Origin of the sequence: Arthrobacter sp. M2012083 (genome assembly GCF_000281065.1) — a bacterium.
Taxonomy (GTDB): domain Bacteria; phylum Actinomycetota; class Actinomycetes; order Actinomycetales; family Micrococcaceae; genus Arthrobacter.
Genome location: NZ_AKKK01000015.1, coordinates 1 through 15,121 on the forward strand (window position 1 = coordinate 1; position 15,121 = coordinate 15,121).

A 15,121-nucleotide genomic window follows, 5' to 3' on the forward strand; every position below is an offset into this window, starting at 1 on the left:
GGGCCCGGCCCCGGAACTTGTGGTTCCGGGGCCGGGCCCCTTCGTGAGTCAACCGTTCTTGTTGCGAGAGCGGTGGACCGGATCCTGCGCCTAGTCGGCGTAAGGGTCCGCGATACCTACGTACTGGGTGTAGAGGTACTCTTCGATGCCTTCGGAACCGCCCTCGCGGCCCAGGCCGGACTGCTTGACGCCACCAAACGGGGCAGCAGCGTTGGAGATGACACCTGCGTTGAGGCCAAGCATGCCGGTCTCAAGACGCTCGCTGATGCGAAGCCCGCGGTTGAGGTCCTTGGTGAAGACGTAGGCAACCAGGCCGTACTCGGTGTTGTTGGCCAGGCGAACGGCGTCGTCTTCGGTGGAGAAGGTGATGATCGGCGCAACGGGCCCGAAGATCTCTTCCCGCAGGATGCGGGCATCCGCTGCAACGTTCTTCAGCACGGTGGGCTGGTAGAAGTAGCCGGGACCGTCGACGGCGGCACCACCGGTGACGGCTGTGGCACCTCCCGCTACGGCTTCGGAAACCAGTGCGTGCACGCCATCGCGGGCCTTGCCATCGATCAGCGGGCCAACCTTGGACTCCGGCTCGGTGCCACGGGCAGTGGTCAGTGCACCGATCTTGGCGGCGAACTTCTCCGCGAAGGAATCAGCGATGGACTCGTGCACAATGAAGCGGTTCGCTGCGGTGCAGGCCTCGCCCATGTTGCGCATCTTGGCGGCGATGGCACCTTCAACAGCCTTGTCCAGGTCGGCGTCTTCGAAGACCACGAACGGGGCGTTGCCACCCAGTTCCATGGAGGTGCGCAGGACCTTGTCCGCGGCTTCGCGGATCAGCGCCTGGCCCACCGGGGTGGAGCCGGTGAAGGAGATCTTGCGGAGACGGTCGTCCTTGATCAGCGGGCCGGTGACGGCGCCCGCAGTGGAGGTCTGGATGACGTTGAGGACACCGGCAGGCAGGCCGGCTTCCTGCATGACCTGGGCGAACAGGAGGCTGGTCAGCGGGGTCAGGTTTGCGGGCTTGAGCACCATGGTGCAACCAGCGGCGACGGCGGGGGCTACCTTACGGGTGGCCATGGCCAGCGGGAAGTTCCACGGGGTGATCAGCAGGCAGGGACCCACCGGCTTCTTCTGCACGAGGAGGCGGTTCTTGCCATCCGGTGCTGCGGAATAGCGGCCGGACACGCGGACGGCTTCCTCGGAGAACCAGCGCAGGAACTCGGCACCGTAGGTGACTTCACCGCGGGCTTCGGCCAGGGGCTTGCCCATTTCCAGGGTCATCAGCAGTGCGAAGTCTTCGGCACGCTCGGTGACAAGTTCGAACGCACGGCGCAGGATTTCGCCGCGTTCGCGCGGTGCGGTGCGGGCCCAATCAGCCTGGGCGGCAGCGGCGGCGTCGAGCGCGGCAGCGCCGTCCTCAGCACCGGCGTCGGAGATGCTGAGCAGGACCTTGCCCGTTGCCGGGTCCTCAACATCAAAGGTTTTTCCGGATCCGGCCGGGCGCCACTGACCGTTGATCAGCAGGCCGGTAGGGACGGAAGCCAGCAGTTCGCTTTCGCGTTCAACCGTGACAGTCATGGCGACTCCTTCGTCTTGGGTGCTTTGGAGAATTGCACCACTGGGGTTCGTTGCCGGAAGTGGCTTGAATTACTGCCACGGTACTGCCCCGCGAGAAGCAGTGTCTACGCCTTCACGCACTGCCACATACACGCTGTTTTGTGCAGCTGCACAGCTCCGTCAGCGCGCCGCGAGGACCGCCGAATAGAGCTCCCGCTTGCTGACCCGGGCATCATCGGCCACGGCGGCCACAGCTTCCTTCAAGCGAATGCCTTGGGAAATGAGTTCGTTCACGGCGGCGACGTGGTCCTCGGGCTTGCCGGGTTCCTGCTCAGGCGCACCGCCCACCACCACGGCGATTTCGCCGCGGACCTCGTTGTTTTCCGCCCACTCCAGCAGTTCACGCAAGGTGCCGCGGATGACTTCCTCATAGGTCTTGGTCAGTTCGCGGCACACAGCAACACGGCGATCGGCCCCGAATCGCTCGTGCAGTGCGCGCAACATGACCTCAAGCCTGTGCGGGGCCTCAAAGAAGACCATGGTGCGGCGTTCGTTTGCGAGGTCGGCCAGGCGTGAGTTCCGATCCCCGGACTTCCGGGGAAGAAATCCTTCAAAGCAGAAGCGGTCGGTGGGCAAACCGGACAGCGCCAAGGCCGTCAGTACCGCAGAAGGGCCGGGAACGGCTGTGACCGTAAGTCCGGCGGCAACTGCGCCCTCCACCAGGCGGAAACCCGGGTCGGAGACCGCCGGCATTCCAGCGTCGCTGACCATCAGGATGGTTTTGCCGGCGCGCACGTAGTCCAGGAGTTCACCAGTCTTGGCCACTTCATTGTGCTCGTGGTAGCTGATGACGCGTCCGGTGACCTCGACGCCCAACGCAGTTACCAGCCGGTGCAAACGCCGGGTGTCTTCTGCAGCCACAATGTCTGAAGTGCCAAGAAGTTCAACCAGGCGCGCAGATGCGTCGCCCACGTTGCCGATGGGTGTTGCGGCAAGCACGATCCTGCCCACGCCGGGAGTTGCGCCGGAGTCGGCAGGGACCGACCCATCCAGGTCGTCGTTGTAGGGAGTCTCGTCCGGGGTGCTGCGCTGTTCGTCCACCTGCCAAGCCTAATGCCGCGTGCGCTTCAAGGATGCAGCCGCGGGGTTCAGGGATACAGCAAGGATGGAAAGGTAGCATGGGCGGGTGAACCAGTCGCCCGTTCCTGCTACCGCTTCCGGATCCCCGGTGGCGTCCCCGGCGACCCCGGAACCCGAAGACACAACCGTGGAGTTAAGCGGCGGTCAGCCGGATGCGCCGACACGCGCAGTCGCGTCAGTGCCCCGGCAGGCGGCGGCGTTGAACGAGAGCCCCGGCGGAACTTTGCCCGGCCGTGGGCTGGAAGGCCACCGTTGGATCGCCCGACCGACCGAGGCCTATACAGCCCAAGCGTTGAAGGAACGCCTGATCGGTGGTGTCCAAAGCTGGCGCGACTACCCCGCCTCGTTGCGCTTGTGGTTTTGGCTGATCCCCACCATCACGGCACTCCTGGGCGGCATTCTCCGCTTCTTCCGGCTTGATGCTCCGCACAGCCTGGTCTTCGACGAAACGTACTACGTCAAGGATGCCTACTCCTACGTCGTGAGCGGCTACGAACGCAGCTGGCCGGCCAACGCCAACGAATCCTTCAATGCCGGCAACCCGGACATCCTCCTTAACACTCCGGAGTACGTGGTCCACCCGCCGGTGGGCAAATGGATGATCGCCTTAGGCATGTGGCTGTTCGGCGGAGACAACCCCTTCGGCTGGAGATTCAGTGCGGCTTTGGCAGGCACTCTGACGGTCTTCCTCGTTTCGCTCATCGCACTGAAGCTGTTCCGCTCGCACACCCTCGGCGCCGTTGCCGGACTCCTGCTGGCCATTGATGGCCACCATCTGGTGCTCTCCCGCACGTCGCTGTTGGACGTCTTCCTGGCCCTTTGGATACTGGCCGCCTTCGGCGCCCTGTTGATGGACCGCGACGACGGCCGCCGTCGTCTGGCTTCCCGGCTCGCCGCGCAAGCGGCTGCTTCGCCAGGAGGCCGCCCCACACCCACCCAACTGGTTGCAGGCCCCTGGCTTGGCATGCGGTGGTGGCGCCTGGTTGCAGGCCTCTGCCTTGGCCTGGCGGTAGGGACCAAATGGTCGGCGCTGTTCTTCGTGGCCGCCTTCGGGCTAATGACAGTTCTGTGGGACCTGAGCGCCCGGCGTATCGCAGGCATCCGGAGCTGGTTCAGCGCCGGCATCATCAAGGACGGCCTCCCCGCCTTCCTGACCATCATCCCGATTGCCGCCGTCACCTATGTGGTGAGTTGGACAGGCTGGTTCCTCTCAAAGGATGCCTACTACCGACAATGGGCTGCCACCAACCCGGCCCCGGGCTGGGATTGGCTACCCAACTCCGTGCGATCCCTGGCTCACTATCACCTTGAAGCCTACAAATTCCACCAGGGCCTCAGCTCTGACCACCCCTATGAGTCGAGTCCATGGACGTGGCTCATCATGGGCCGTCCCACCTCGTTCTTCTACCAAACCCCCAAACCGGGCACCCCGGGCTGTGTTGTTGAGACCTGCTCCTCGGCCATCTTGCCGGTGGGCAATCCGGTGGTGTGGTGGGGTGGAACCATCGCCTTGGTCATCCTGCTGTTCTGGTGGGCCGGCCGCCGCGACTGGCGTGCCGGCGCCATCCTCGCTGGAGTTGCCGCCGGCTACCTTCCGTGGTTCATGTACCCGGAACGCACCATGTTCATCTTCTACGCCGTGTCCTTTGAACCGTTCCTGGTTTTGGGCCTGACGTATGTGCTGGGGTTGGTCTTGGGACGCAGCGGCGACCCCATCTGGCGGCGACGATCCGGACTGTACATTGTGGCCCTGGTCCTGGTGTTGGCAGTGCTGGCCACAGCATTCTTTTATCCCGTGCTCACAGCGGAAGTCATCACCTACCAGGAGTGGCGGATGAGAATGTGGATGCCATCGTGGATCTAGGAGGAGGGAAGCAGTGAGGGAAGCAAGCACGGAGCTTCTGGTCGAGGCGGACCCGAACACCAACGTGACGGACCTCCTCCTGGAACGCTGCCACAAGGATCCGTTCGGCAACTTGTACGCGCATAAAACCGCGAACGGTTGGCTTAACATTTCGGCAGCCAGGTTCCTTGCCGACGTCACGGCCTTGGCCAAAGGCCTCATCGCGGGTGGGCTCAACCCCGGCGATCCGGTTGCCGTGCTTTCCCGCTCAAGCTTTGAATGGACGCTGGTGGACTTCGCCATCTGGATGGCCGGCGGAGTCACTGTCCCCATTTATGAGACGTCATCGGCGAGCCAGATCGAGTGGATCCTTACGGATTCCGGAGCCCGGCGCATCTTTGTGGAGGACACTGCCAAAGAGAGCCTCGTCCGTGCCTTGGTGGAACAGTCCCAGGCCCTGGGCGAGGACCCCGTGACCATCATCCGGATGGAGCACGACGGCGACGCACCCAACCTGACCAGCGTCTCCGCCGTCGGAATCGGGATCATGGACGCCGAACTGGAGCGCCAGCGCAGCGCGGCAAACCTGGCGAGCGTCGCGTCCATCGTTTACACCTCCGGAACCACGGGCAAGCCCAAGGGCTGCGAAATCACCCATGGCAACTTTGTCCTCGTGGCACGTAACGTCATCCCGTTCCTCCCCGAGTTGCTCATGCAGCGAGGCGCCCGGACGCTGATGTTCCTGCCCCTGGCGCACGTTCTCGCCAGGGCTGTCCAGGTTGTTTGCCTCACGGCAGGCATCACGTTGGGGCACAGTGCAGGCGCCAGCGGACTCATGGCGGATCTTGGATCCTTCAAGCCCACTTTCCTTCTCGCTGTGCCCCGCATTTTCGAGAAGGTCTACGCTGGTGCCAGCCACAAAGCGGCCATGAGCGGTAAGTCCGCTCTCTTCTCGGCAGCTTCGGCAACCGCGGTGCAATATTCGACGGCGGTGTCCCTCGCCAGCCGTGGCGAGGGTCCGGGACCGGGTTGGCTTCTGGGCCTGAAGCACTCCACTTTCAACAAGCTCCTTTATCCCAAGGTGCGGGACGTTTTCGGCGGCGAGGTCGGCTACACGGTTTCCGGAGCCAGTCCCCTTAGCCTCCGGGACAACCATTTCTTCCACGGCGCCGGAGTTCCTGTTCTTGAGGGCTACGGGCTGACAGAGACCACGGCACCCTGCACCGTCAATACCCCCAGCATGTCCCGCATAGGTACAGTGGGCATTCCCCTCCCTGGAACCACCATCAGGGTGGCGCAGGACGGCGAGGTGCTGGTCAAGGGCATTGGGGTCTTCAAGGGCTACCACAACAACGAAAAGGCAACCCATGCTGCCTTCGTTGACGGCTTCTTCCGGACCGGCGACCTCGGCGAGCTCGACGCCGACGGCTTCCTGACCATCACCGGCCGAAAGAAGGACCTTCTGGTCACGGCCGCTGGAAAGAACGTGGCGCCGGCTCCTTTGGAGGAGAAACTGCGCGAGCACCCCTTGGTGGGTCAGGCAGTCGTCGTCGGCGACGGCCGGCCCTTCGTCGCTGCACTGGTCGGGTTGGACCCCGAAGGGCTTGCGGACTGGTGCGCAGAGAACAAGGCCGGGCCCATGACCCCCGATGAAGCCGCTTCCGATGCCCGGATCAGGGCGGCCGTTCAGACGGCAGTGGACGAGGCCAACAAGCTCGTCTCGGCCGCGGAGTCGATCAAGAAGTTCGCTTTCATCACGGCGGAACTAAGCGTCGAGTCAGGGCACTTGACGCCCTCGCTGAAGCTGAAGCGCGCCGTGGTGCTCAACGACTTCTCAGCGGCTGTGGAAAAGCTGTACGAGAAGTAGTTTTCTCCACCTGGCTAAGCCACCGCAGGCGCGGCCCGCTGCGGGACGTACCTGGTATCCCTGTTAGCGCGTAACGCCTGTCGGTTCGTTGCGGAGGCTGTCGACATTGTCCGTGGCAGCTGACTCGTCAGATTCCCCGCCAGCGTCGTCCGCTTGTGCTGTCGCAAGGCCGCGACGCCGTTTGGTAGGCCACGTGAGGATGAACGTCACCGTCGCCGCGAGGAATACCAGGGCCCCGATGACAATACCCGCGTCCATCCAGAACTGTCCCGGGAAGAGCCGGATCAGGGTGTCTTCCAGCGAGAACGTCCACGTTCCATTGGCAAAGAAGATGCGGTGGAACTCCGTAAAGAACTGCTGCCAGCTCAAGACTGCCAATACTGCGAGCCCAATGATGATGACCAGCGTGACGATCGAACCGGCGAAAAGACCGCGGCGGATCCCGCCCGTGCTTCGCTTTCGCAGATACAGGATGGCGATGATGCTAAGGATGATGAGCAAAAGCCCGGCCCCGAAGGAGGACAGAATGACCAACTTCACGTCGGCCATGTGCGAAACTTCGCTGTCGGTGAAGAGCTTGTCGCCGTCCTGGTTGACCAAGCCCCCCAGGTAACGCGGGCCGGCCCAGTTACTGAGGTAATCAACGGCGTATGAGCCATACGTCATGCGGTCGTCAGTGCTGAAACCGTAGCCGTCGCCGGGGAAACCCGGGCGGTTGTACTCCACCCACAGGAACAGCGGGCTGGTGACTGCCCGGACGGCAAGCACCAGGAGGATCACCGGGTAGAAGACCGCCAAAAGCACTTGGAAGATCCTGGGGCCTACGGGCTTCACTTTTGCTGCTTGCTCTCGTTCGGCATTTCGTCGCGCCACTTCGTCTTCCGGCGGCCGGATCTGAAGAGCCGACGTCGGCAGGGGTTCCGAATAGTGCGCCGGCCGCTTGGTGGTGGAAGCGTCCGCCACGGTGTCGGCGAACAGCGGCGGTTCAACCTCGACGTCGGCCGCTTCTGCAGCTTTCCGGTCCGCGCGGCTCTCGGGCTGGCCGTGGGCAGGCGTCGCGGTAGTCGGAGTCGCCGACGGTGTGGGCCCGGTCTTGGATGCGGCTCCGACGCTGGCTGCAGGAGAGGCCGGAGAAGCACCACTGGACGTTTTCGGCTTCATCCAGTCGAAGGCCGGTTCGTTGGGGTCCTCGTGGACGTCCGTGTCCGGTTCTTGTGGTTTTGGGCTTTTGTCGCTCACAGCGGGTTCACTTCCGTAGGCATCCACCGGCGATTGCTTGCTGCCGGCTCTCTTGTCTGCATTCGAGCCTACCGCCCGGCATTACAGAGACACGCGGTGCCACCCCGGCTGCGACCAGATTGAAACGCAACTGTAAGGTCTATGCAGCAATGCTGCGATAACCGGCGTCGTTGGCGTCCATATCTCCTGTGACGCCTGCACGGACTGCCTTCCCACCCAGCACCAACGCGTAGACCCAGTACCCGGCCAAAACCAGGGCACCGATGGTGATCTTGGCCCACACGGGAAGCGGGCTCGGCGTCACAAAGCCCTCAACAATGCCCGAAACCAGCAGGACGAGCACCAATCCCAAGGCAATGGTGATCAGCGAACGGCCTTCATCAGCCACAGCCTGCAGCCTTGTGCGTGGGCCCGGCCGCACCATGGCCCAGAAAATCTTGAGCCCCGCCGCGCAGGCAATGAAGACAGCAGTGAGTTCCATGAGTCCGTGCGGAAGGATGTAGCTGAAAAAGATGTCCATCTTCCCGGTGGCCAGGAAAAGTCCCGCCGCGATTCCCAGCCCCTGCGCGTTCATGAACAAGATGAAGGGCACCCAGAATCCGGTAATGCCAAAGGCCACGGCTTGAGCGGAAATCCAGGCGTTGTTCGTCCACACCAACCCGGCGAACGAAGCCGCAGGATTCTCGGAATAGTAGTCAATGAAGTCTTCCTCCACATACTGCTGCACCTTGGCATCACTGGACGCTACGGCCCTCAGGGCTTCCGGCGAAGTGCCAATCCACAAAGCATAAGCACCCGCCACCAGGACAAAAGCAAACCCGCACCAAAGCGTCAACCACCGGATTCGGTAGAAGGCCGCAGGGAGGGAAATGACAAAGAACCGTGCCAGGTCCTCCATGAAATTGGAGCGGGCGCCCGTGAACCTCGTCCGGGCCTGAGCCAACGCTGCAGACAAGGATGCCGACAACCCCGTCTCCGGCGCCACGGACCGGATCAGCGACAGGTGCCCGGACACCGTTTGATACAGGCGCAGAAGTTCATCGGCCTCAGCACCCGTAAGCCTTCGCTTATGGGCCAGGAAATGAAGCCGCGACCATTTGTCCCCATGTACGGCCGAGAAGGCATCTATGTCCACGCCACCACCCTAGCGCCTGTATCCACCGGCAGCTCAGCCCGCCGCTAGACTCGTTGAAAAGGGCAGTCGTGTGGCCCAAAGCGTAGGCGAAACATGGGGGCAGGCATGAGTTCAATCATCACAGGCGAGGCTGTGGTCCTCGAGCTCCGCCCGGCGTCCTTCGCCGCACGTGCACTGGGGCTCATCATTGACGTCATCTCCCAAATTGTCCTCGCGATCATCCTGATCATCCTGATCACCAGCGCATCCCGGGATCTCGACGACGCCGCCATACAGGCAATGGTCCTCAGCAGCGTCGTATTCTCGGTGGTCATCGTCCCCGTCACCGTGGAAACCCTGACGCGCGGGCGATCCTTGGGAAAGCTGGCAACAGGGCTCCGCATAGTGCGCGACGACGGCGGCTCCATTCGCTTCCGGCACGCGCTCATCCGCGGGCTCCTCGGATTCCTGGAGATCTACCTGACCTTCGGCGGCCTCGCAATCGGAGTGGCACTGTTCAACGACAAATCCAAGCGCCTCGGCGACATCGTTGCGGGCACCTACTCCCTGCGGCAACGCGTACCCTCAACGCCCCGAATCATGCCCATGGCACCGCACCACCTGCAAGCATGGGTGGCCATGGCAGATATCGGCAGGGTACCGGACGCCACGGCCCGCCGGGCCGGAACCTTCGTGCAACAGGCCTACCTCATGGCGCCCGCCTCACGCGTCAACATGGCCGCCTCGCTCGCATCGGAACTGGCAAGGTACGTCGCCCCGCCCCCGCCCGCCGGCACCATCCCCGAAGACTACATAGGCGCAGTCCTCGGGGAACGGCGCAACCGCGAACTCACGCGGCTCCGCCAAGCGGAGCAGCGGAACGCGACCGTAGGGGAACGACTCCGAAAGCTGCCGTTCACTGATGAGTCTTAGGTCTGGTGCGGCTGAAGCCAACTAACGCCGGTCGGCCGCCGTCCTCTGCCTGCTCGCTCGTACCTCGCTTAGACGCAGGCTGCCGGACGCCGGCCGACCGTCTTCGTCAGATCTGCGCTACCACCAGTGAGCCGGTCTTGTGAGTCGTGGGGGTAGGAGGGTGTTGGGGTCCCCTTCGGCGGCGTTGATCTGCGGTTGGGTCAGGTAGAGCGCCCTGGAGAGATCGGCTCCGTGGAGTTGCGCTCCACGCAGATCTGCTCCCAGGAGGTCGACGGCCGTGAGGTCGGACTTCCTCAGATTGGCTTCGATCAGGTATGCACCACGGAGGTCTGATCCGCAGAGGCTTTGGTTCGCGAGGTTGGCGCCCATCAGATCAGCGCCGCCCGGCTTGGCGTCGGCACCCGGTTGGCGTCCGGCGTCGGGCGTTGGCCTGTCCTCCGCCCCGTAGGAGGCGCGTAGTTCTTCGCTAACCTCCATCAGGAGCGAGCGGACTTCTCCATGGAGGATTTCGACGTCGGTGGCCAGGACCGTGGAGGCATCGCCTTGCGCGGCGGTTGTTATGCGCTCGGAAAGGTGGTCCGACGTGAAAGCGAGGTCCGGATCGAACGTCCGTTGCCGGGCTTCGGCCAGGTACCAGAGCATCTCGTGGAGTTGCCTGACTACTTTGAACACGGCGAACATTGAGGACTTGGACGAAGGGTCCTGCGTCCAACTGGTGCCGGAGAAGGTCTGTTGGGACACCACTTGGCCGGCGCCGAAACAATCAAATACCGTGCAACCGCGGAAGCCCCGCGGCCGTAAGCGTTGGTGGATGGTGCAGGAAAAGTCGTCCGCCATGTTCGGGCACGGCGAAGCAGCAGGTTTGTCGATGGCGAAGTCAGCTGATCGGGCGAATCCGAGCGCGGTGCAGCAAAGGGCAAAGCAGTTGCCGCAGTCTGGGCTGAGCGTAAGTGAAATGGTCATGTGTGCTCCAGATGATGGGAAAGGGGCCGGTGGAAGGAGCCGGGGAACCCGAAAGCGGGTTCCCCTGAGGGACACCCGGAATCATCTTGGAGGGCAGCACAAATAGCAGGGCCAACAACGTGTCAGCGCTGGAGCAATGGGTCAAAGCGCGCAGGAAATAATCACTACGACGATCTTAACAGCAGGATTACCGCTGGGCGTAGCTCGCCCACGGAATGTTCCAGTCGCCGAAGCCTTCCAGTGGTTCCACTGCCGGTGCGCCTGTGTTCAGGATCTGGACAACGTCGCCGGTCTTCATGTTGTTGAAGAACCACTCAGCATCCGCTGGCAGCAAGCCCACGCAGCCATGCGAGACGTTAGCCACCCCAATGGAGCTCCAGGCGGCTTCAAGGGCCTGGTGAACGTACACACCGGACCACGTGAGCCGGTTGGCGTATTCCACTACAAGGGGCGGGTAATAGCCTTTGTCGCCGGGCTTCAGGCCAATTGTTCCGGCGTTGAAGTTCGAGTGGCGTTCCTGTTCCATAATCACCGCGTACCCGGTGGGCGAAAGCCAGTCTTCCCCGCCCAAGGACACGGGAGCCGTGTGAACCAACTGGCCGTCGGAGTAAACGTTCATGGTCTTGGTTTTGTCGTCAACCACGGCCACACGCTGCGGGCCGGTGGTGAACGTTGAGACCACGTCAGCGTTGCCGATCATGTTGTTTCCGAAGTCCACGCCCAAAAGCTTCATATCCACGGTGACGGTGGTGCCGGACGCCCAGAAAGCCTCCGGACGGATCCTGACCTTCTTGTCCGAATACCAATGCCATGCCACGGGCTGGCCGGAGGAAACCGTGATGGCCACGCGCTTCTCCATTGCCGCCTTGTCTACAACGGGCTCACTGAAGTTGATTTCGATGGGCTGCCCGGAGCCGGCCGTGGTGCCGTGGCGGGGGTAGATGGAAGCGTCGGCCTCGTAGGCGGCGGAAACCGTGGTGAAGGTTTGGGACTTCTTAGTCTCTTTCCCCGCCGTATCCACAACGGTGAAGGAGTAGCTGTATTGGGTCTTGAACTTCAGGACTTCCAGAGTTGTCCAGGTGCTGCCGTCAGGGCTGGTCTTGCCTTGCACAGGTGTCCCGCCGCCCACCGGAGCCAGCACTACGTCCTTCAGTTTGCCGTTGACTGCTTTGATCTGGGGACCCACAACAGGGTTCCACTCCACGGCGCCATCCAGCGGCGTAATGCCCAGCTCAACGGGTTTGGCTTCCACGGTGGGAGTCGGCGACGGCGCTACGGCCGCATCCTGCGTAGAACCTGCCAGCAGGCCCGGCACCGTGACCACGCCAATTCCACCCACGACAATAGCTGCGCAGACTCCAATGATGGCAAGGATCTTGCCCTTTTTACGTTTGGCGACTTCCGTCATGGTTCCCGTCATCCTGTCCCCCGCAAGCATTACCGAACACCCAATTCTACCGGAAAGGCCGGCCACGCTGGTTGCGTGTCCGGCCTTTCGCCATCGATTTGGGTACCGCCAGGGACGGACCGTGGAGGCTAGTAGCGGTAGTGCTCAGGCTTGTAGGGTCCCGCAACATCGAGGTCGAGGTAATCCGCCTGGTCCTTGCTCAGTTCCGTCAGCTCCACGCCCAATGCATCCAAGTGGAGGCGCGCAACCTTCTCATCCAGGATCTTGGGAAGGACGTAAACCTGGTTCTGGTACTCGCGCTCACCGGCCGGCTGGTCCTTCTTGGTCCAGAGTTCGATCTGCGCAATGGTCTGGTTGGCGAACGAGTTGCTCATCACGAACGACGGGTGTCCCGTGGCGTTGCCCAGGTTGAGCAGCCTGCCCTCGGACAGGACGATGATGGACCGTTCGGAATCCGTCCCGGCCTCGAAGACCCACTCGTGGACCTGCGGCTTGATCTCAACCTTCTTGACGCCTGGGATTTTGGCAAGCCCGGCTATGTCGATTTCGTTGTCGAAGTGGCCGATGTTGCCAACGATAGCCTTGTTCTTCATACCCAGCATGTGCTCGGCCATGATGACGTCCTTGTTGCCTGTGGTGGTGATGAAGATGTCGCCCTGGGCGAGCACCGTCTCCAGCCTGGCAACCTGGTAGCCGTCCATAGCTGCCTGAAGGGCACAGATGGGATCAATTTCAGTGACGATGACACGCGAGCCCTGGCCGCGCAGCGCCTCAGCGGCGCCCTTCCCGACGTCGCCATAGCCACACACAACCGCCACCTTGCCGCCCATCAGGACGTCAGTGGCCCTGTTGATGCCGTCCGGCAAGGAGTGGCGGATGCCGTACTTGTTGTCGAACTTGCTCTTGGTCACGGAGTCGTTGACGTTGATGGCCGGGAACAACAGCTTGCCCTGTTCGGCGAGCTGGTAGAGGCGGTGCACACCGGTGGTGGTTTCCTCGGTGACGCCTTCAATGCGCGCGGCCAAGCGGGTCCATTTCTGCGGATCAGCGGCAAGGGTCCTGCGCAGGAGATCCAGGATGAGGACGTATTCCTCCGGATCATCTTCGGTGGCAGTCGGCACGGCACCTGCAGCTTCGAACTCCACGCCCTTGTGCAGCAGCAGCGTGGCGTCGCCGCCGTCGTCGAGAATCATGTTGGGGCCCAACTCCGGGTTGGTGTCAGCGCCAGGCCAGGTGAGGATCTGCTCCGCAGTCCACCAGTACTCCTCAAGGGTTTCGCCCTTCCAAGCGAAAACCGGAACACCCTGAGGGTTTTCCGGGGTGCCCTTGCCGACAACGACGGCGGCAGCGGCTTCGTCCTGGGTTGAGAAGATGTTGCAGGAAGCCCAGCGAACTTCCGCGCCCAAGGCAGTGAGGGTTTCGATGAGTACTGCGGTTTGGACCGTCATGTGCAGGGAACCGGCGATTCGTGCACCCTTGAGGGGCTGCTCCGCACCGAACTCTGCGCGAAGAGACATGAGGCCCGGCATTTCATGCTCGGCGAGACGGATTTGGTGGCGGCCAGCCTCCGCAAGGGTGATATCGGCCACTTTGAAGTCAAAAGTCATGGAAGTCCTTAGGGGTACCGTGCGGATTTGATGGAAGAAAGCGCGTCAGGCTTTGGAATCGTGCTGGCCCGAGGTTGCCGCATTGGCCGCGGCCAGCAGTTCGGGAGGCAGGAGCAGCGGGATGCCGTCTTCAATGGTGTAGCGGAGCTTTTCGCCGTCCGCAGCGGCATCTGTGGAAACCAACTCGTCGCCCTCCTGGACCAGCGGTGAACCCGTCACGGGGCAGCGCAGGATGGACAACAGTTCAGGACTGACCTTTGGCATGAATGATGCTCCCTGGGTGGCGCCGGCATGGCGCCGCTGGCGGATATCTGCAGATTCCAGACTACCGCGCAGGGAGATCCTGTTTTGATCCCGACGACGAATTGCGTCCGGAAGCCGAAACCCAGCAGCTAAAACGGGTCCCGTCCGGCTAAGACGGCTCGCGGAGGATCCGTAAGTGCCCTCGACGAGTACCTTCGGTGCCGACGGGCGGCTCCATCTGGGGGTGGCTGTGCCGGGCTGGGGTTTCGGTGGTGGCCGAAGCCGCCTCCCGGACCGCGTTGGCCAGTGCCAGCAGGTCATCCGGGCCCGGCTCTTGCGGCGTCGTGGGCATGGCAAGGCGCAGGACCTCCCAGCCACGCGGAACCGTGAGTGACTCAGCGTGCTGCGAACAAAGATCGTACGCATGCGGTTCTGCGTACGTGGCCAGAGGACCGAGGACTGCGGTTGACTCTGCGTACACGTACGTCAAAGTAGCCACCGCGGACTGGCGGCAGGCTGATCTGGAACACTGACGAATGGCACCCACAACATCCCAGATTAGCGCCATTGGCCACATACATTGCGCATTGCCCGCCCGTGCCCCGCGAACTCGAAGCGAGTATCCCCCGATGCGGCGCGCTGCGGGCCTTGATGTCGCGCTGGCGGTTCCTCAGGACTAAAGTCGATATATGCAGTCACAGCCACATGTTCCCGGGTTCAACATCCGGTGGACTGACGCCGATGGCGATCAGGCCCAGGAACACGCCGGTTCGGAAGCGCGGGGCTTCCGGCGACGCCGGCGAAACCGGCACGGACGGGGACTGCGCGGAGAGTTGATGCTCCCCAATCTCCCTGGCTTCCGCACGCGCTCGGAACGCTTTGATGACATGGTGCTGGACTCCGCCGAGCGACTCCAGGACATGTGGGGCAAACAGCTCGACGGCGTTCTCTTTGCAGTCGATGAAATTCCACCCAACCTTGAGCACTTGGTTGCTACAGGAAACACTGCCCCCATGGGCTCCTACACCCCTGGTGGCCGCGGCGACGCACCCATGATTACGGTGTACCGCCGGGTGGTTGAGCAGGGCGCTGCCACTCGCGAAGAACTGCAGGACCTTGTCCACGATGTCGTAGTGGAGTACACCGCCGAGATGCTCGGGGTGCCTCCGGAAACCTTGGACCCGGTCTACCGCCGCCGCTACCAATAACTTCG

Annotated in this window: 13 protein-coding genes; 4 read left to right on the top strand and 9 right to left on the bottom strand. The window is 62.8% G+C overall.

All coding sequences use genetic code 11. The annotated features are described in order from the left end of the window. Window positions 1-90 precede the first annotated feature (90 nt). Window positions 91-1,572 (bottom strand): NAD-dependent succinate-semialdehyde dehydrogenase, encoded by a 1,482-nt coding sequence (locus A477_RS0108880; RefSeq protein WP_017198654.1) that lies wholly within the window; start codon window positions 1,570-1,572, stop codon window positions 91-93. 159 nt (window positions 1,573-1,731) lie between these two features. Further along, window positions 1,732-2,604 carry a 16S rRNA (cytidine(1402)-2'-O)-methyltransferase gene (rsmI, locus tag A477_RS0108885; protein ID WP_237715766.1) on the bottom strand — a complete coding sequence of 291 codons (873 nt, stop codon included), beginning with the start codon at window positions 2,602-2,604 and terminating at the stop codon, window positions 1,732-1,734. 133 nt (window positions 2,605-2,737) lie between these two features. Between rsmI and A477_RS0108890 the strand changes: the two genes are divergently transcribed. Both A477_RS0108890 and A477_RS0108895 read left to right on the top strand, forming a co-directional pair. Then, window positions 2,738-4,555, top strand: coding sequence for a dolichyl-phosphate-mannose--protein mannosyltransferase (locus A477_RS0108890; protein WP_017198656.1), 1,818 nt, complete (start codon window positions 2,738-2,740; stop codon window positions 4,553-4,555). Between the two features lie 13 nt (window positions 4,556-4,568). Next, window positions 4,569-6,401 carry an AMP-dependent synthetase/ligase gene (locus A477_RS0108895; protein WP_017198657.1) on the top strand — a complete coding sequence of 611 codons (1,833 nt, stop codon included), beginning with the start codon at window positions 4,569-4,571 and terminating at the stop codon, window positions 6,399-6,401. Between the two features lie 63 nt (window positions 6,402-6,464). Here the strand turns inward: A477_RS0108895 and A477_RS0108900 are convergent, their stop codons facing one another. Together A477_RS0108900 and A477_RS0108905 are read right to left on the bottom strand one after the other, a co-directional pair. After that, entirely contained in the window at window positions 6,465-7,640 is a 1,176-nt protein-coding gene (locus tag A477_RS0108900; protein WP_044568614.1) for a TIGR01906 family membrane protein, read from the bottom strand. Window positions 7,641-7,779: 139 nt separating this feature from the next. Continuing rightward, complete coding sequence (locus tag A477_RS0108905) at window positions 7,780-8,775, bottom strand: stage II sporulation protein M (protein WP_017198659.1); 996 nt, start codon at window positions 8,773-8,775, stop codon at window positions 7,780-7,782. Window positions 8,776-8,880: 105 nt separating this feature from the next. On the opposite strand from A477_RS0108905, the gene A477_RS0108910 reads away from it, so the two are divergent. Further along, on the top strand, window positions 8,881-9,687 hold the full coding sequence (locus tag A477_RS0108910; protein WP_017198660.1) for an RDD family protein: 807 nt from the start codon (window positions 8,881-8,883) through the stop codon (window positions 9,685-9,687). 117 nt (window positions 9,688-9,804) lie between these two features. On the opposite strand, the gene A477_RS0108915 is transcribed toward A477_RS0108910, so the two are convergent. The 5 genes from A477_RS0108915 to A477_RS0108935 form a co-directional block, all read right to left on the bottom strand. After that, window positions 9,805-10,650: a pentapeptide repeat-containing protein gene (locus A477_RS0108915; RefSeq protein ID WP_017198661.1), complete on the bottom strand. Its 846-nt coding sequence runs from the start codon at window positions 10,648-10,650 to the stop codon at window positions 9,805-9,807. Between the two features lie 187 nt (window positions 10,651-10,837). Then, window positions 10,838-12,058 carry a L,D-transpeptidase gene (locus A477_RS0108920; RefSeq protein WP_237715764.1) on the bottom strand — a complete coding sequence of 407 codons (1,221 nt, stop codon included), beginning with the start codon at window positions 12,056-12,058 and terminating at the stop codon, window positions 10,838-10,840. Window positions 12,059-12,186: 128 nt separating this feature from the next. After that, on the bottom strand, window positions 12,187-13,665 hold the full coding sequence (gene ahcY, locus A477_RS0108925; protein WP_017198663.1) for an adenosylhomocysteinase: 1,479 nt from the start codon (window positions 13,663-13,665) through the stop codon (window positions 12,187-12,189). 45 nt (window positions 13,666-13,710) lie between these two features. Next, on the bottom strand, window positions 13,711-13,929 hold the full coding sequence (locus tag A477_RS0108930; RefSeq protein WP_017198664.1) for a Trm112 family protein: 219 nt from the start codon (window positions 13,927-13,929) through the stop codon (window positions 13,711-13,713). 148 nt (window positions 13,930-14,077) lie between these two features. Continuing rightward, the gene (locus tag A477_RS0108935) at window positions 14,078-14,476 is read right to left on the bottom strand and encodes a DUF3499 domain-containing protein (protein ID WP_044568603.1); all 399 of its coding nucleotides are present in this window, start codon (window positions 14,474-14,476) and stop codon (window positions 14,078-14,080) included. Window positions 14,477-14,597: 121 nt separating this feature from the next. Here A477_RS0108935 and A477_RS0108940 point away from each other — a divergent pair, with 121 nt between their 5' ends. Then, entirely contained in the window at window positions 14,598-15,116 is a 519-nt protein-coding gene (locus A477_RS0108940) for a metallopeptidase family protein (RefSeq protein WP_017198666.1), read from the top strand. Window positions 15,117-15,121 lie beyond the last annotated feature (5 nt).